Here is a 16,167-nt window from a genome sequence, read left to right on the forward strand (position 1 = left end):
CTCAGTCCTCCAGCGTGCCTGACCTCGCGTCGGCGCTCTTCTTGTCGCCGACCAGCTTCAAGAGATCCTCGCCGGCGCGGATGATGCGGCGCGAGCGGCGGGTCAGGATGACGCCGTCCTGCGGCGCCAGCACTTCGGTGCGGCCGCCGGCCTCGCCCGGTGTGTGGACGATGGTGGCGAGGCGCGCGCCCTTGGCGACGCGGTCGCCGGGCTTGACGTCGTAGAGGATGGCGCCGGCCCGGGGCGCCGGCATCATGTCGATGTTCTCCAGCGGCGCGACGAGGCCCTTGAACGGGCCGGGTTCGGGAAGGGCGGCATCGGCGATCACGCCGCGCGCTACCAGCAGCCGGTAGAGGCCTTCGGCATCGGAATTTGCCAGCGTGCCGTCGACATCCAGCATGCCACGGTATTCTACCGTGGTGGCAACGCGGCGGTCGAGCTTCGCCACGTTGGCGGGGACGTTCTGGTAGGGCATGATCGTGGCGCCCTCGAAGGTGCCGTCCGTGTCCTCGCTCCACAACACCACCGCGTCGATGCCCATGGCGGCGGCGCAATCGGCCATCGCCGGCCACAGGCTGGTGTGGACGTAGAGATAGGCCAGGCCCTCGTCGTCGCAATGCAGGTCGAGCACGATGTCGTGGCCGAGCGACAGCTGCACCAAACGGGTCTTCAATCGCTGGTCGGGGGTGCCAAGCGTGGTGTCGGGCAAAAGCTTGGCGTCCGGTGCTGCGAGCAACGGAAAGCCGCGGTTGAAATTGTTGCGGGTGCCGAGATGAAAGCGGCCCTCGTGCTCGCCGAAATGATATTGCGCGCGGCCGATCGGATTGGCCCAGGGCACGACCGTGATGTTGCCCTTGATGCGGCCTTCAGCTTCGGCCTTGTTCAGCGCCGGCATCGAGGCGTCGATGGCGACGACACCAGGCAGTTCGCCGGCGTGGAGTGCCGCCTGCAGATAGGCCGAGGGTGCGGCCTTATCAGTGCCGGCGAAGCGGAACACCGGGAATTCGTAGGAAACGCCTTCGGTGTCGCCGGCGATGCGTTCGATCGATTTCTGCATGGGATGCCTCCAGGATAAGAGGCAGAACACATGCACTTTTGCCGAAGGGCTGTCGATTGGTCCAGTTCGCGCCGCCATGGGCGCAATGGAATTATTCGGCGGCGGCCGGAACCGTCGTTATCGGCGCCGATCCTTCGAGCGCCTGCGAGACAACGGCTACGCTGACCGCCAGCAGGGCCAGCACCGCGCCGACCAGCGGCAAATGAGCATAGGAAACGCCGGCCGACAGAGCCACGCCGCCGATCCAGGCCCCGCTGGCATTGCCGATATTGAATGCGCCCTGGTTGAGCGTGGCGGCGAGGTTCGGCCCTTCCGAAGCCGCTTCGACGACGCGGATCTGCAGCGGCGGCACGACGACGAAGATCAGCAGTCCCCACAAGAAGACGACGCCGATGGCGACGCTGGCGATAGCGCCGAACTGCATGAAGCCGACAAACAGAACCGCCATCAAAAGCAGCGTGCCGATCACCGTCGGCATCAATTTCCAGTCGGCCAGCCGGCCGCCGATGATGTTGCCTATGGTCATGCCGGCGCCGAACAGCAGCAGGACCCAGGTGACCGCGGAGGTCGACAGGCCGGAGACATCGGCAAGGTAGGGCTTGATGTAGGTGAAGACGGCAAACAGGCTGGCCGAGGCCAGCGAGGCGATCAGCATGGCGAGCCAGACTTGCAGCTTGCCCAGCACGCGCAGTTCGCTGCGCAGGCCGCCGCCGCTCGGTTCGGCGACATTGGATGGCACCAGCCAGGCGATGGCCGCAACAGAGATCAGGCCGATGCCAACGACGGCAAAGAAGGTGGAGCGCCAGCCGAAGGCTTCGCCAAGCGCGGTGCCGGCAGGAACGCCGAGAATGTTGGAGAGCGTCAATCCCGCGAACATCATCGCCATGGCGCTGGCGCGCTTGTTGCGCGGCACCAGGCTGGCGGCAACGACGGAACCAATGCCGAAAAAGGCGCCATGACCGAACGCGGTGAAGACGCGCGCGGCCATCAGAAGCCAGTAATTGGGCGCAATGGCGCAGAGCAGATTGCCGACGACGAACATCGCCGTCAGCGCGACCAGCACTGGCTTGCGCGGCAGATGCGCGGTGGCCATGGCGACGATGGGTGCGCCGAAGACGACGCCCAGCGCATAGCCGGTAACCAGCAGGCCGGCCGAGGGGATCGACACGCCGAGATCGGCCGCAACCTCCGGCAACAGGCCCATGATGACGAATTCGGTTGTGCCGATGCAGAAGGACGCAATGGCAAGCGCAAGGATCGGCAAAGGCATGGAAAATCCAGACTGAATCGGTTCAATTCAGACTGAACGAGAAGCCTTGCCGCGCGCAATGCACATTGCTGCAACGCACCAATGCAGAAAGCGCTGAGCTTGACGCGGGGTTATGTCAGGCGAGCGGCTTTAGCTCCTGGGCGATGGTTGGCAACAGCTCCGAGACGTTGGGGTGGATATGCACGGCGCGCGCCAGCGTATCGACCGGCGCCTTGGCGTACATCAGGTCGAGCACGCAGTGCACCGCCTCGTCGCCGCCGGGGCCGAGCACGGAGCAGCCGAGGATTTGCCTGGTGTCGGCATCGACCAGGATCTTCATGAAACCTTGCGTCTCGCCCTTTTCGATGGCGCGGCCGACGCGGGTCATTGGCCGCTGGCCGACCAGCGCCTTGCGCCCGGATTTCTTCACCGCCGCCTCGGTCATGCCGCAGCGGCCGAGCGGCGGATCGATGTAGAGCGCATAGGCCTCGATGCGGTCGCTGACCTTGCGCGGATCGTCGTCGAGCAGATTGGCGGCAACGATCTCATAATCGTTGTAGGAGGTGTGGGTGAAGGCGCCCTTGCCGTTGCAGTCGCCCATTGCCCAAATGCCGGGCACGCTGGTGCGCAGCTGGTCGTCGACGGTGACGAAGCCGCGCAGATCGACCGCGACGCCGGCCTTATCGAGGCCGAGATCGTCGGTGTTGGGGGTGCGGCCGAGTGCCAGAAGCACATGCGAGCCGACCGCCGGCGGCTTGCCGGATGAGAAGGTCACGGCGATCTCCTTGCCCTGTCTGGCAAAGCGGATGTCGTCGGCGCCGACATGGACTTCTATGGCTTCGTTTTCGAGGATCGATAGGACGGCCGCCGACACGTCCTCGTCCTCGCGGCCGGTCAGGCGCGAACTCTTCTCGATGACGGTGATTTCAGAGCCGAAGCGGCGAAACATCTGCGCGAATTCAAGAGAGATGTAGCTGCCGCCGACGACGATAAGATGGCGCGGCAAAACATCGAGATCCATCATCGAGGAGTTGGTGAGGTAGTCGACGTCGTTGACGCCCGGCAGGTCGGGCACCGAGGCGCGGCCGCCGGTGTTGAGGAAGATCTTTTCGGCGGTCAGAAGGTCGCCGCCGACACGCACGGTGTTGGCGGATTCGAAGCGGGCGTGGCCGCGATAAAGCGTGCAGCCCTTCATGCCGGCGATCCACGTCTCCAGATTGCTGCGGGAGTCGTTTGTGACCTTGTCCTTGCGCGCCTTGATCCTCTTGTAGTCCACGCCGACAGGGCCTGAGAACGTCACGCCGTAGTCCGCGGCACGCCGCGCCAGATGCGCGGCATAGGCGCTGGCGACCATGGTCTTGGTCGGCATGCAGCCGGTGTTGACGCAGGTGCCGCCGACCAGCTTGCGCTCGATCAGCGCCACGCTCATGCCGGCTGACGTCAGCCGGCCGGCGAGAGGAGGGCCGGCCTGTCCGGCGCCGATGATGATGGCGTCGTATGTCTTGGCGTCTGAGGCTTGGGCAGTCATACCACCGCCGCCACGATCAGCAGGCCGCCGATGATCGCCACCGCGTCCTCGATGAGGGCGGCAGGCAAATCCTTGCCGAAGGCGGCGGCCAACCGGCCGCGCGCTTCGCCGCCGCCATAGGTGCCGATGACAGCACCGATGGCGCCGGCAATCAGGCCGCCAATGGTGGAACCGGCAGTGGCGCCGATCACCGCGCCGCTGAAGGCGCCAAGCAGGATGCGGGCGCCGAATTGCTGCGGAACCTTGCGGCTCGGCGTCGAGGGCAGCTGGTCGGTGACCAGTTCGACGATGGCGAGGATGGTGAAGATACCGACGGCGGCCCAATGGCCCATGAAACTTGCCCAGGTGCCGGCCACCGGCAGCCAGCCGAGATAGGCGCCCCAGGCGATCGCGCCCGGCGCGGTCATGGCGCGAAGACCGGCAATGACGCCGATCAGAAGTGCAAGCAAATAGAGCATGTCGATCCCCTCGAAAGCAGGCCCGGGACTGGCCCACGAGGGCAAGCTAGCATAGGTCCTACGTTTGACGAGAGTAGGCGATGGTGCTTCTTCCATCAGCGAGCATTGTACTTTGGTAACCAGTCGAACATGACGAAGGGACGGAGTCGCTGTGATGGCCGGAAGCGAACGCACAAGGATGATTGCAGGCGAATGGTACACCTGCATCGACGACGAACTGGAGGCGCTGCGGGCGATCGCGCGCGATGCGGTGTTCGAGCATAATACGCTACGGCCCCAGCAACGCGGCAATATCGGCCCGGCGCTATTGGCGCTGCTCGGCAGCGCGGGCGCAGGCTCCCGCATCGAGGCGCCGTTCCACTGCGCCTACGGTTTCAACATCCATCTCGGCGACGGCGCCTTCCTCAATGCCGGCTGCACCATCCTCGATACCGCGCCGGTGCGTATCGGCAGGCGGACGCTTCTCGGCCCCAATGTGCAGATCTACTGCGCCGAGCACCACAAGGAGGCCGCTGGCCGTCAGTCGGGACTGGAGATTGCCAGGCCGGTCACCATCGGCGATGACGCCTGGGTCGGCGGCAGCGCCATCATCCTCGGCGGCATCAGCATCGGCGATGGCGCCATAGTCGGCGCCGGCGCGGTGGTGACGCGCGACGTCCCTGACAACACCACGGTGGTCGGCAATCCGGCGCGGGCGGTCAAGCGGGGCTGAACTCGTCGTGGGCGGTCAGTATGAAGCCGTGCGTGCCATGCGCTCGTCCGGACCGGCTCGTCGCGAGAATTCACGCCGGTATTGGGCCGGTGACGTCTTGAGCCGTGCGGCGAAATGCTGGCGCAGCGAGGTGGCGCTGCCGAAGCCGGCTTCGAAGGCCACCATGTCCATCGATTTTTCCGTCGCCTCCAGCAGCCGTTGCGCCAGTTCGATGCGTTGGCCGGCCAACCATTCGCCAAAGCTGGTGCCGATCGATTTCTGGAAACGGCGGGTGAAAGTGCGCCGGGTCAGGCCCGCGGCCTCCGCGACGCGGTCGAGGTTGTGCGTTTGTCCGAGCGTTGCCCGCACCGTGTCGAGCGCCAGGGTGAAGCGGTCGGTGGCCGGGGTTTTCGCCAGCGGGCGCTCGATGAACTGCGCTTGCCCACCCTGCCGGTGCGGCGACAGCACGATGTGCCTGGCCAGCCGCAGCGCTACCTCTGCGCCATAGCGGGCGCGCACAATGTGCAGGCAGCAATCGAGCCCGGCGGCGACGCCGGCCGAGGTGACGATGTCGCCGTCGTCGACATAGAGCACGTCGGCGTCGACTTCGATGTCCGGGTATAATGTTTGCAGCCGGTCGGTGGAGGCCCAATGTGTCGTCGCACGCCGGCCCGCAAGCAGCCCGGCGGCGGCAATGGCGAAGGTGCCGAGACAGAGGCCGACGATCACCGCACCGCGCCGGTGCGCGTGGGTGAGCGCTGCCAGGAGCGGCGGCGGAAGTGGGGCCTCGAGATCCTTCCAGCTCGGAATGATGACGATGTCGGCATCGTCGAATGCGGAAAGGCCATACGGCACCGCGATGGTCAGCCCGGCATCGGTGTGGATCGCTCCATCGTCGAGCGCGCAGACGCGAAAGTCGAAACGCGGCAAGCCAAGCTTGGTGCGGTCGGTGCCGAACACCACGCACGGCACGGAGAGGTGGAACGGGCTGATGCCGTCAAAGGCGAGAACGGCAATGATCGGGTCGGCCATGCGTGTTTCCAGCAAGCGAAAAGCGAATTGTCCTAATTCTTTCGAATGATGTCAATCGGGCCACTTTTGGCAGTCGGGCGATCCGCCTATTTTCGACCTATCCCATTCAAGCCCGAAGGAGAACACCATGTCCGCCAATATCACGCCGCGCCGCGCGCTCATCGTCATCGATGTCCAGAACGATTATGATGGCGGCAACCTCGCCATCCAGTATCCGCCGTTCCGCGACAGCGTCGTCAATGTCGCGCGCGCTATGGATGCCGCCGCTGCGGCCGGCGTGAAGGTGGTGGTCGTCAAGCAGATGGCGCCCGAGACCTCGCCAGTCTTCGCCAAGGGCAGCCATGGCGGCGAACTGCATCCCGAGATCGCCCGGCGAAGCCGCGACCACTATGTCGAGAAGTCACTGCCTAGCGCCTTTGCCGGCACCGACCTCGAGGCGTGGCTGCGCGCCAATACCATCGATACGATAACGGTGATCGGCTACATGACGCATAATTGCGACCTGTCGAGCATCATCCACGCCGCGCATGTCGGCTTTGCGGTCGAGTTCCTGTCCGACGCCACCGGTTCGCTGCCTTACGCCAACAGCGCCGGCTACGCCTCGGCCGAGGAGATCCACCGCGTGGTGTCCATCATCCTGCAGTCGCGCTTTGCGGCCGTGCTCAAGACCGCCGAATGGATCGATTGCCTGAAGACCGGTGCTTTGCCCGAACGCGACACGCCCTATGCGTCCAACCAGCGCGCGCTGGCGCGCAACGCTGCATAGGCAAATCTGTCCCCGAAAAGCAAAAGGGCGGCCAGTGGCCGCCCTTCTTGGATCTCGCAACGATCTCGAAATTTTCAAAACAGGCCTTCGATCTGGCCGATCTCGTTGAGGAAGATTTTTTCCGAGGACGGCGCCTTGGGCAGGCCGGGCATGGTCATGACCTCACCGCAGATGACGACGACGAAGCCGGCGCCCGCCGAAAGCCTGACCTCGCGTACCGGCACGGTGTGCCCGGTCGGCGCGCCGCGCAGGTTCGGGTCGGTCGAGAAGGAATACTGGGTCTTGGCCATGCAGACCGGCAGGTGCCCGTAGCCGGCCTGCTCCCAGGCATGCAGCTGGTCGCGCACCGACTTGTCGGCGATCGCCTCGTCGCCGCGATAGATGCGCTGGACGATGGTGTTGATCTTCTCGAACAGCGGCATTGCGTCGGGATAGAGCGGCGCGAACTGCGAGGCGCCGGATTCGGCGATCTCGACGACCTTGCGCGCCAACTCCTCAATGCCGGCAGAGCCATTGGCCCAATGCTTGCACAGGATCGCCTCGGCGCCGAGCGAGGCGACGAAATCCTTCATCGCCTGGATTTCCACCTCGGTATCGGTGGTGAAATGATTGATCGCCACGATCGCAGGCACGCCGAACTGTTTCACATTCTCGATGTGGCGGCCCAGATTGAGGCAGCCCTTCTTGACTGCCTCGATGTTTTCCTTGCCGAGGTCTTCCTTCTTGACGCCGCCATTCATCTTCATGGCGCGCACCGTGGCGACGATGACGGCAGCCGCCGGCTTCAAACCCGCCTTGCGGCACTTGATGTCGAAGAATTTTTCAGCACCGAGGTCGGCGCCGAAGCCGGCTTCGGTGACGACGTAGTCGGCGAGCTTCAGCGCCGTCGTGGTGGCGACGACCGAGTTGCAGCCATGGGCGATGTTGGCGAACGGACCGCCATGGACGAAGGCCGGGTTGTTTTCCAGCGTCTGCACCAGGTTTGGCTGCATGGCGTCCTTCAGCAGCACCGCCATGGCGCCGTCGGCCTTGAGGTCGCGGGCATAGACCGGCGTCTTGTCGCGGCGGTAGGCGACGATGATGTCGCCAAGGCGCTTTTCCAGATCCTTGAGGTCGGTGGAAAGGCACAGGATAGCCATGACTTCCGAGGCGACGGTGATGTCGAAGCCGGCCTCGCGCGGATAGCCGTTGGCGACGCCGCCGAGCGAGCAGATGATTTCGCGCAGCGCCCGGTCGTTCATGTCCATGACGCGGCGCCAGGCGACGCGGCGGGTGTCGATGCCGAGCTCATTGCCCCAGTAGATGTGGTTGTCGATCAGCGCCGACAGAAGGTTGTGCGCCGTGGTGATGGCGTGGAAGTCGCCGGTGAAGTGGAGGTTCATGTCCTCCATCGGCACGACCTGCGCGTAGCCACCGCCGGCAGCACCGCCCTTGACGCCGAAATTCGGGCCGAGCGAAGCCTCGCGGATGCAGACGATCGCCTTCTTGCCGATGCGGTTCAGACCGTCACCAAGGCCGACGGTGGTGGTCGTCTTGCCTTCGCCGGCCGGCGTCGGGTTGATGGCGGTGACGAGGATCAGCTTGCCGTCCTTGTTGCCCTTCACCGATTTGATGAATTCGGCCGAAATCTTCGCCTTGTCGTGGCCGTAGGGCAAAAGGTGCTCGGTCGGGATGCCGATCTTGGCGCCGATCTCCTGGATTTGCTTTTTCTTGGCGCCGCGCGCGATCTCGATGTCGGACTTCACTTCGGCCATGACGGCTTTCCTTCGGATTGGACGGTGGAGGGGACGGGTTTGATCTCACTCGCAGGCATGTTGAACCCGGGCGCGGGCATGTTCTAACCCTGTCGCTCCCGTGGCGTCAACTTGCATGCAACTATGTTTCCTATGAAGAAAGTGTCTCCGCGGCCGGCCGACCTGTCGCCGGTTCTTCCTGGCTCCTTTGCCGCGCCGTATAGAAGCCAGAGGACGCGACGTTCCGCCGTCTCAAAACAGCCGCCCAATGCACGGAATGCGACAGAGGCGACGGCGCAAATTCGCCATCGCTCACCGGGAAGCAGTGAACGCTACTGAGTCAGGACGTTGCTGATCTCGACCATGTTGGAGCGCACGCGAAGCACGTAGAAACCCATCGTCGTCAGGTGCGTCGGCATGATCCAGCCATCCTCACGGCCATTGGCGATTATGAAGGGCTGGATGCGCAGCGCCGAGACGAATTGCGCATCCATTGTGTCCCACAGATTGCCGAGATGCTTTTCCTTGATGACGTCCTCGAAGTCGGCCTGGGCGCCCTTCATCAGGCCGTAATAGGCATAGAGCTGGCCATAGGCGAACCAGAAGCGGTCGTCGGCGCGGAAGTCGAACCAGCCATTGTTATGGTTTTCGGCGCGCTCCTTGAGGATCGCCGAGGTCGAACCGATGTCGGAGGAGATGCGGTCGATATACTGCTTCAGATTGTCGGCGCGGGCATCGAACGTCGCCTGGCAGCTGCCGAGGCGGGCGTTGAAGGAGCGCAGCTTGGTGACGGCATCGCGATAATAGCTCGGCGTCGGCGTCTTGGGGCCGAACGGGTTGAGGCCGAAATACCAGGTCTCCTCGTCGAACTGCAGATTGCCGCGCGCATCCTGCAGGTCGCCGTCGATCTGCGATGTGGTGCGGACACGGCCGAGATTGTCGGCAAGCTCGGTGGCGGTGCGCCGCACCGCCTGGTTGATGCCGCGCTGGAACGAGGCCTTGTTGTCCATGAACGGCGTGTTGTCCCAGTCGATGCCGAACAGGCCGAGTTTGTAGAGGATCATCGACGAGATCCAGGCATTCTGGTTGACGTTGAAGTCCGTCAGGTCGGCCGCCACCTGGGCGATGCCCGAATTGCCGCAGGTCTTGGCGGTGTCGGTGCCGGCGCCGGCGGCGACCTGTTCGCCGGCGGAAATGTTGCGGTTCTCGAAGGTGTATTTGTCGACGTAGTCGGGATCGAACTTGTTCCACCACTGGGTGGCGTAGAAGAAATTGGCGTAGAGGCCGATCAACACCAGAAGCGCGAGGCCGACCACAGCCTTCAGGATCCAGCCGCGCTGCGTATACCAGCGCCCAGCCCAGAGGAACGGCCACAGGATCGCGCCGATGACGAGGCCGATGCCGCGGCCGATCCATTGGAAGATACGGGTGAAGAAATTCACGATCGGATCAAGCATGGCTCTCGTTCACCCCTCAGTCAGTCAGGCCGTAAAGGCGCGTGCGAAACGCCACTTTGTCTTTCAAATATGTGGTTTTCAGAACGTCCACAACATGCGACCGCCAGGCGTCGCTGTAGCCGTCATAGTCCTTGTAGAAGCCCGGCTTGTTGAAGACGTAACGCGAGACGAAGTCCTGCGGCACGAAATCCGAGATCAGCTGGTTGGTCAGCCAGGCGTCGGGATGGTCGGGCTTGCCACGCACGACCAGGAAGCGCTGTTGCGGAAACACATCCTCGATCTTGAGATGGCCGAGCTGGGCGATCTCACGCTTGGCGGCGTTGAGAAAGGGGAAATTGCCGTCCTTGGTGATCAGATCGGCATGGCCATGGATCCAGGTCTGCAGCCAGACCTTGTCGACCTCGGTCAAATTGCGGTTCGGCTCTGTGTCGCGGATGAGAGAGCGCACCACCATCTCGGCGCGATGCTCGAGATAGCCCGAGCTTTCGACCCATGACGCGCGCGGCAGTTCGATGCGGCCGGTGCTGGCCAGGAACTTGAACACCTTGTCGGCATCGTTGATCGAAAGATAGCTGACCTGCCAGGGCCGCGAACGGCGAAAGCCGGGGGCGGCCGGGTCGCCGATGACGGTAGTCATATCAGGATCGACGAAGACGTAGACGCCGCCGAAATGGCTGGTCCAGTAGGCGTTGTGGCGGAAGATCACCTGGTCGGGCACCAGCGCATTCTCACGGATATCGCCGCACACCTTCGCCAGTTCCACCATACGGCTCAGCATGGTGTTGTCGCGCCAGGCATCGGGCTCCTGCTTCAGCCGGTCGACCAGCTTGCCGAGTTCGGCGGCCTTGCCCAGCACGTCCTCGGCCGAAAGCACCCTGAACTCGACCTGGCTGATCGACAGCAGATCCTCGATGTCGTTGACCAGGGGAACGGAATCCTCGATCTCCCCGTAGATGACATCCTTGATGGTCAGCGCATCGATGGCGCGCTGGTTCTTGGACATGAACTCGAACATCAGCTGCGAGGTGTTGGAAAAGGCGGTGTGCACCACCGGCAGATCGATCTGCGACGGCGTCAGGATGATGAAGCGGCGGTTGACCTCGTTGGGATCGAGATAGTCGTAGTCGCCGCATTCCTCGGCCACTTCGGGCGAGAAGCCGGTGCGGTCGATCTGGAAGCTCTTCAGCTTGGTCGGTTTGAGGCCGAAGGCGACAAGCGCCTTGTTGTAACGCTGGATGAGGTGCGGCTCGTCGACGGTGAGCAAGCGGCCGTAGATCAGCTCATTGTCGCGGAGAAGGTCGGGCTTTTTGGCGTGGCTCATGCAGAACGTTCCGAGCGGCGTTGCCTGTTGTGGCGAAGCGCCAACGCTGACGCCTCCCTCTCCCCGTTCTGCACGGGGAGAGGGCAAGGGTGAGGGGCAGCGCTAGCATTCAAGGACATGTCTCCCCATGGCCTTTGGCGGCAATGAATCGAAGATCATTGGTCCGGATGTGCCGATCGAGGCGCTGTTCGATAGCTGCCAGTATGGTCGTAGCGATCTCTGGTCCACGCATGCGCCGCCCCTCACCCTTGCCCTCGCCCCGTGAAGGACGGGGAGAGGGGGGCGTCAGCGTTAGCGCCAAGCCTTTCAGCACCCGCGGGCAGCGAAGGAAGCTCACGCATTCCACAGCCCCTTCTTCTTCATCTCCTCCATCTCGCGCCCCGCCCGTTCGCGCAGGCGTGCGTCGCGCAGCAGCTTCTCCACCGCGGCGTCGTCGGATTTGTCGGAATAGCGGAACTCCGAGTCGGCGTAGCGGTTGATCTCCTGCATGACCATGTCCATCGAGAACGGCCCACGCAGTTCCTCGATCATGGCTTTCTTCTCGTCGTAGCCCTTGTGCATGAAGGCTTCCGGCTTCTCGAACCAGTCGTCGGGCAGCTCGATGTCCATGGCGCGCATCTTGATGGCGTCGGTGACGTTCTTGATGGCTCGGCCGGTGAAGCGCGGCTCGGCATCCTTGATCAGGTGCAGATAGGTGCCGATGTCGGCCATCGATTTCGGCGCGCCATTCTCCTTCATGTAGCGCTCATAGACCTTCATCAGCCCGTCTTCCTGAGGCTTCTCGTGCTCCTCATAGGCTTCGGTCACCGCGCGCTGGATCTCCTGCGCGGCGTAGAGCTTGTGGTCGCCGAGTGGGATCTTGTGGTTCTTGCCGGCAAGCAGGACGAAGATGTCGATATAGTCGTCGCGGCTCTGTGGGCCGTCGACCAGCCAGCGGGCCCCGGCGCGCTGGCGCAGCGCATCGTCGACATTTTCGGGATAGTTGGAAAACATGCCGAACGAGCAGTTGCCGCGCACTACCGTGCCGGCGCCGGCAAAGGCATCCATCAAGACGCCGGTGATCTCCTGCTGGCCGGCCGAGGCGCGGTCGTCGGAGCGGCGGGCCGCCACCTGGTCGATGTCGTCGACGGTGCCGAAACCGATGACGCGTGGGTTCAAGACATTGTTGATGAACTGGCGGCAATTCTGGCCGGATTTGCCCTGGTAGGACGAGATCTGGTCGACGCCGAAATTCTCATAGGCGAAGGGATAGCCGGCGACCTGGCAATAGCCGTTTACGAGGCCGGCGATCATCTGGATCAGCGTCGTCTTGCCGGTGCCCGGCGCGCCGTCGCCGATGAAGGTGAAGAGGAAGCCCCCGAGTTCGACGAACGGGTTCAACTCGCGCTCGAAATCGTAGGCCATCAGCATCTTGGCGAGCTTGACCGACTGGTATTTGGCAATGTGGTTGCCGACGACCTCTTCCGGCTTCTTGAAGGTCATCACCAGCGGCTTGGAGCGCTTGCCGGGCGCGACGTCGAAGCCATCGAGGGTGAAATCGTCGGCGTCGATGCGGATATGAGCGTTCTCGAACGGACCGATGCCGTCGAAGCGGCCTTTGCGGGCCAGCAGCCCATCAATGGCGACCCGTGCAAAAGCTCGCGCGCGCGTCGTCAGGTCGCCGTCGTCCTTGGAGCCTGCAATCGCCTTGTCCAACCCGGCGACGATCGACTTCACCGCGTCCTGCGGCGTGTCGAACAGGAAGTCCGGTTCGGGGATATCGTTGGGAGCCTCGCCGTCGCTGTCGATCAGCTGGAACAGGTAAGAGGCGAGGCTGAAGGCTGAAACGTAAGCCGAGGCTGACAGAAGCTTCTTGAAGGTCGCCGCCTCATCGCCCTCAAGAGGCGCGCGGGTGTTCTTGGCCTGGAGGCTTTCGAGGTCGGAGCCCTCGGCGAAGACGTCGGAGATGGCGAGCGCAATCGCCAGGCCGCGGCGGGCGCGGAACAACAGCGTGTGCTGCGGGATGCTCATCAGCTGGTCGTAGGGATGGATTGCGGCCACGGTCTTGGTCAGCTCGACCTCGCGTGTGCGGCGCACCGAGCCGACCGAGACTGTCGAGACAAAGCGGCGATTGGTGCCGGCAAGTGCTGTGCCGGATTCGCGCGCAGGGTCTTCCAGAACCACGACGCGGGTGATGAAGCTCTGCGCCGTGGCGCGGTGCTTTTCGATTGCGGCTTCCGGGACGGTGGTCAGGCCGGTGTCCATCGTATCAATCCTCCTCGCGACTCACTCTTGTGCCTGCCCTCGCGTGAGCAAAATTGAAAACATCCCGTCAAAGGGTTCGTGATCGGGAAAGCGTTCGGCTTGAAAGATGGCCTCTCCCGGCCAACGCAATGGTCGGGCGGTCAGTTTGTGTTTCTTGTAAGCACCGATATGCATATCGACATCCCACCAAGCGAGAACCCGGCAGGGCGATTCATTACTGCGGGAAGCAAGGTTATCCGTTTCGATCACAATCGCCTTCTGCCCCTGACCGCGCCCCGGAGATTGTCAGGCCCACCAAAAATGCCACCTCACACATCGCTGATCACCTGCCCATTTGACAGGATGTGAACCTTGTAGCCGGAAAAGATCTTTTGAGCTTCGCCGGCGGCGTAGAGTGCTTGATAGGCTTCGTGCGGGATCAGGGCGTGGTTCTCGTAGCTCGACACACCCTGGCGCGCGGCTTCGAGATCGTCGGTGTTGATAAAGAATTCCTGCGTGGTCTTCTCGCTCGAAAACAGGCCCTTGCGGCCGGGTTTCTCGCCCTTGGAGTAGACCTCCTGGATGGTCCAGGTGAGCAGCCAGGCATTTTCCGGTTTGCGCACCTTGGCCAGCACCTCGGTCACGGTCGAATTGTTGTCGGTAATGCCTGCGGAATAAAAGGGGCCGAGCACGACGCGGCGCAGCTGCTTAGGGTGCAGCGGCTCGAAATCTTTGTCGAGATTGACGGCAATCGTTGCCGGCGACAGCGTATAGGCGGAATTCTTCTCGGTGAAATCGTCGAAGCGATGGGCGAGTTCGGGGTTGAGCAGACCGTCCACCGGCAGCGGGATGTCGACCCGTTCATTGAGCTTGCCGTTGCTGTCAACGAGCTGCCGGATCATGCTTTCGGAAGAATCCTCCACCGTCACCATGTAGACCAGCGGCAGGTTGGCGCTGCCGTCGAAGCTCGCCCAGTGCACGAGGTAATAGGGGCGCCCGGTCTTTGGATTGACCGAGACCTTTGCCGTCTGCGCCAGCGAGAACGGGCCAAAAGTCTGTTCGCTCTTGACGTCCTCGAGATAGAGCCGCTCGGCCATCGACTTCTGCAGCGCTTCGGGGAATTCCTTGTGGCGCAGGATGAAGTCGGCCATTTCCTCGCGCAATTCGCCGGCCAGCGGAATGTTGGCCAGCCGCGCCTCGGCCTGGCGGCGGTCGTTTTCCAGCTCGAGCAGGTTCTGGAAGACGGGATAGCCGCTGTCGGCGCGCGAAATGCGGAACGTGTCCATGAAGCCGAGCCGGTTGCGCCAGCAGGAAAACGATTTGTCCAGCCGGGCAATGTATTCGGCGACGATCTTGGCGACGATGCCGTGCCGGTAAAGCGGCGAGCGGTCGTCGCGCATGAACACTTCAAGGCCGCTGAGTGCCGCCGTGATGGCGGAAAAATAGCGCGCCGCCGCTTCGTTTTCGGGAGTCATGCCGGTGTGCCCGCGTGCAGCCGCTCCTTACGACTGCACGTAGTTGGCCGAATTGTGCTTCTTCATCACGTCGTCGAAACGGCGGGCGAAGGCGTCGTCGGCGAGCTTCTTGCGGCGCTGGATGTCGGAGCTGGCGACCATGTTCTTCTCGTGCATTTCGAGGAGATCGCCGATGTGCTTTTGCGAGGCGGCGCCAATGCCGGCCATGGTCTCTTCGGCGGTGTTGTCGACCTGGCTGCCCAGCGTGTTGATCTTGTGGGCGACATCCTGCTGGGCGGCGGTCTTCAAGGAATCTTCCAGTGCCTTGTAGAGCACGATGCGCTGCTCCGTATCGATGGTCAGCTTGTTGATAAGCGTCGACTGGGCTGCGATCTGATTGTTGAGCGAATCGACGAAGGTCTGGAACATCGAGGTGTAGCGTTCCAGCGTCTGGCTCTCGGCCAGAAGCTCCTGCTCCTTGGCTTGCTTTTCATTGTATTCGGTCGCCAGTTTCGAGCGCTCGCCCTCAAGCTGCGTGCGCTCCTTCTGACTGGTAGAAGCGGCGATCTTGTTTTCGATGTCGAGCAGCAGCGGATTGACCTCCTCGATGCGCTTCTGCACCGCCTCGAGGTTGGTCATGGTGACCTTGCGGCGCTCGATCACCTGCGACAGGCTGTTTTCCGAGGTCTTGTAGCGCTGGTCGAGGACCTCTTTCTGCGCTTTCAGGATGCCGACGATGGTGTCGGACTTGACCAGAAGCTCCTGCAGATTGCCGGCCAGCGACATGTTGCGGACGCGGTCGGTGCGCATGCGCTGCTTGCGTTGCGCCGAGAAGACGCCGACGAAGCTTTCCCAGCCGGTGTAGTTCTTCATGCTCTCGAATTCGGTGCCGAAGACGTTGGTGGCGTCTTCCAGCCCGATGATCAGGTCGGCAATGTTGCCTTCCATCACCTTCTGCTGCTTCAGCACGTCCTCGATGCGGGCATTCTCGATGTCGAAATTGGCGTCGCCGATCTTCTTGTCGGCGGTGGCCAGCGTATCAAGCACCGTGCCCGACTGCTCGATCTTGGAGCGCATGTCCTGCACGACCTGCCTGGTCTTGGCAATTTCGGCATCGAAATTCTGCAATGTCGCCATAGGGGCCTCCCGCTTCGGCTTCCGGTCGCTGGCTGCGAACAGCGGCGAATATATGTGGGGT

General features: G+C 63.0%; 15 protein-coding genes. 3 read left to right on the forward strand and 12 right to left on the reverse strand.

All coding sequences use genetic code 11. The features are described 5' to 3' along the window. Position 1 precedes the first annotated feature (1 nt). The 4 genes from NKI37_RS04650 to NKI37_RS04665 form a co-directional block, all read right to left on the reverse strand. Positions 2-1,057, reverse strand: a complete 1,056-nt coding sequence (locus NKI37_RS04650) for a succinylglutamate desuccinylase/aspartoacylase family protein (RefSeq protein WP_352789636.1) — start codon at positions 1,055-1,057, stop codon at positions 2-4. Positions 1,058-1,148: 91 nt separating this feature from the next. Next, positions 1,149-2,327, reverse strand: coding sequence for an MFS transporter (locus NKI37_RS04655; protein ID WP_023683655.1), 1,179 nt, complete (start codon positions 2,325-2,327; stop codon positions 1,149-1,151). A gap of 115 nt (positions 2,328-2,442) precedes the next feature. Next, positions 2,443-3,834 carry an FAD-containing oxidoreductase gene (locus tag NKI37_RS04660; RefSeq protein ID WP_023686171.1) on the reverse strand — a complete coding sequence of 464 codons (1,392 nt, stop codon included), beginning with the start codon at positions 3,832-3,834 and terminating at the stop codon, positions 2,443-2,445. Next, positions 3,831-4,292, reverse strand: coding sequence for a membrane protein (locus NKI37_RS04665; RefSeq protein WP_023686170.1), 462 nt, complete (start codon positions 4,290-4,292; stop codon positions 3,831-3,833). The genes NKI37_RS04660 and NKI37_RS04665 overlap by 4 nt, the downstream gene beginning before the upstream one ends. Before the next feature lie 154 nt (positions 4,293-4,446). Between NKI37_RS04665 and NKI37_RS04670 the strand changes: the two genes are divergently transcribed. Then, a complete protein-coding gene (locus NKI37_RS04670) occupies positions 4,447-5,004 on the forward strand; it encodes a sugar O-acetyltransferase (protein ID WP_352789633.1) in 558 nt (185 codons plus the stop codon). Positions 5,005-5,019: 15 nt separating this feature from the next. On the opposite strand, the gene NKI37_RS04675 is transcribed toward NKI37_RS04670, so the two are convergent. Beyond that, positions 5,020-6,015 (reverse strand): GlxA family transcriptional regulator, encoded by a 996-nt coding sequence (locus NKI37_RS04675; protein ID WP_023669983.1) that lies wholly within the window; start codon positions 6,013-6,015, stop codon positions 5,020-5,022. Positions 6,016-6,142: 127 nt separating this feature from the next. On the opposite strand from NKI37_RS04675, the gene NKI37_RS04680 reads away from it, so the two are divergent. Continuing rightward, positions 6,143-6,781: an isochorismatase family protein gene (locus tag NKI37_RS04680; RefSeq protein ID WP_023748141.1), complete on the forward strand. Its 639-nt coding sequence runs from the start codon at positions 6,143-6,145 to the stop codon at positions 6,779-6,781. Positions 6,782-6,855: 74 nt separating this feature from the next. On the opposite strand, the gene NKI37_RS04685 is transcribed toward NKI37_RS04680, so the two are convergent. The 3 genes from NKI37_RS04685 to NKI37_RS04695 all read right to left on the reverse strand — a co-directional run bounded on the left by NKI37_RS04685 (position 6,856) and on the right by NKI37_RS04695 (position 11,292). Then, positions 6,856-8,535, reverse strand: coding sequence for a formate--tetrahydrofolate ligase (locus tag NKI37_RS04685; RefSeq protein ID WP_023686166.1), 1,680 nt, complete (start codon positions 8,533-8,535; stop codon positions 6,856-6,858). Positions 8,536-8,846: 311 nt separating this feature from the next. Then, positions 8,847-9,971, reverse strand: coding sequence for a DUF2333 family protein (locus tag NKI37_RS04690; protein WP_352789630.1), 1,125 nt, complete (start codon positions 9,969-9,971; stop codon positions 8,847-8,849). 16 nt (positions 9,972-9,987) lie between these two features. Continuing rightward, positions 9,988-11,292 (reverse strand): DUF6638 family protein, encoded by a 1,305-nt coding sequence (locus NKI37_RS04695; protein WP_023744273.1) that lies wholly within the window; start codon positions 11,290-11,292, stop codon positions 9,988-9,990. 127 nt (positions 11,293-11,419) lie between these two features. On the opposite strand from NKI37_RS04695, the gene NKI37_RS04700 reads away from it, so the two are divergent. Continuing rightward, complete coding sequence (locus tag NKI37_RS04700; protein WP_352789627.1) at positions 11,420-11,557, forward strand: hypothetical protein; 138 nt, start codon at positions 11,420-11,422, stop codon at positions 11,555-11,557. Between the two features lie 68 nt (positions 11,558-11,625). Here the strand turns inward: NKI37_RS04700 and NKI37_RS04705 are convergent, their stop codons facing one another. From NKI37_RS04705 to NKI37_RS04720, 4 genes are read right to left on the reverse strand one after another with little or no spacing between them, the layout of a single operon-like run. Continuing rightward, positions 11,626-13,536: an ATP-binding protein gene (locus NKI37_RS04705; protein WP_352789624.1), complete on the reverse strand. Its 1,911-nt coding sequence runs from the start codon at positions 13,534-13,536 to the stop codon at positions 11,626-11,628. 21 nt (positions 13,537-13,557) lie between these two features. Beyond that, positions 13,558-13,785 carry a hypothetical protein gene (locus NKI37_RS04710; RefSeq protein WP_352789622.1) on the reverse strand — a complete coding sequence of 76 codons (228 nt, stop codon included), beginning with the start codon at positions 13,783-13,785 and terminating at the stop codon, positions 13,558-13,560. A 59-nt stretch (positions 13,786-13,844) separates the two neighbouring features. Beyond that, positions 13,845-14,990 (reverse strand): hypothetical protein, encoded by a 1,146-nt coding sequence (locus NKI37_RS04715; RefSeq protein ID WP_023683666.1) that lies wholly within the window; start codon positions 14,988-14,990, stop codon positions 13,845-13,847. 27 nt (positions 14,991-15,017) lie between these two features. Beyond that, complete coding sequence (locus NKI37_RS04720) at positions 15,018-16,106, reverse strand: hypothetical protein (protein WP_023669990.1); 1,089 nt, start codon at positions 16,104-16,106, stop codon at positions 15,018-15,020. Positions 16,107-16,167: the final 61 nt, after the last annotated feature.

It is taken from the genome of Mesorhizobium sp. M0626 (genome assembly GCF_040320665.1).
In the GTDB taxonomy this organism is placed as follows: domain Bacteria; phylum Pseudomonadota; class Alphaproteobacteria; order Rhizobiales; family Rhizobiaceae; genus Mesorhizobium.

Excerpts from the sequence above, each read along its gene's own strand:
- NKI37_RS04650 (WP_352789636.1), bottom strand. The coding sequence starts at position 1,057 with ATGCAGAAATCGATCGAACGCATCGCCGGCGACACCGAAGGCGTTTCC.
- NKI37_RS04655 (WP_023683655.1), bottom strand. The coding sequence starts at position 2,327 with ATGCCTTTGCCGATCCTTGCGCTTGCCATTGCGTCCTTCTGCATCGGC.
- NKI37_RS04660 (WP_023686171.1), bottom strand. The coding sequence starts at position 3,834 with ATGACTGCCCAAGCCTCAGACGCCAAGACATACGACGCCATCATCATC.
- NKI37_RS04665 (WP_023686170.1), bottom strand. The coding sequence starts at position 4,292 with ATGCTCTATTTGCTTGCACTTCTGATCGGCGTCATTGCCGGTCTTCGC.
- NKI37_RS04670 (WP_352789633.1), top strand. The coding sequence starts at position 4,447 with ATGGCCGGAAGCGAACGCACAAGGATGATTGCAGGCGAATGGTACACC.
- NKI37_RS04675 (WP_023669983.1), bottom strand. The coding sequence starts at position 6,015 with ATGGCCGACCCGATCATTGCCGTTCTCGCCTTTGACGGCATCAGCCCG.
- NKI37_RS04680 (WP_023748141.1), top strand. The coding sequence starts at position 6,143 with ATGTCCGCCAATATCACGCCGCGCCGCGCGCTCATCGTCATCGATGTC.
- NKI37_RS04685 (WP_023686166.1), bottom strand. The coding sequence starts at position 8,535 with ATGGCCGAAGTGAAGTCCGACATCGAGATCGCGCGCGGCGCCAAGAAA.
- NKI37_RS04690 (WP_352789630.1), bottom strand. The coding sequence starts at position 9,971 with ATGCTTGATCCGATCGTGAATTTCTTCACCCGTATCTTCCAATGGATC.
- NKI37_RS04695 (WP_023744273.1), bottom strand. The coding sequence starts at position 11,292 with ATGAGCCACGCCAAAAAGCCCGACCTTCTCCGCGACAATGAGCTGATC.
- NKI37_RS04700 (WP_352789627.1), top strand. The coding sequence starts at position 11,420 with ATGGCCTTTGGCGGCAATGAATCGAAGATCATTGGTCCGGATGTGCCG.
- NKI37_RS04705 (WP_352789624.1), bottom strand. The coding sequence starts at position 13,536 with ATGGACACCGGCCTGACCACCGTCCCGGAAGCCGCAATCGAAAAGCAC.
- NKI37_RS04715 (WP_023683666.1), bottom strand. The coding sequence starts at position 14,990 with ATGACTCCCGAAAACGAAGCGGCGGCGCGCTATTTTTCCGCCATCACG.
- NKI37_RS04720 (WP_023669990.1), bottom strand. The coding sequence starts at position 16,106 with ATGGCGACATTGCAGAATTTCGATGCCGAAATTGCCAAGACCAGGCAG.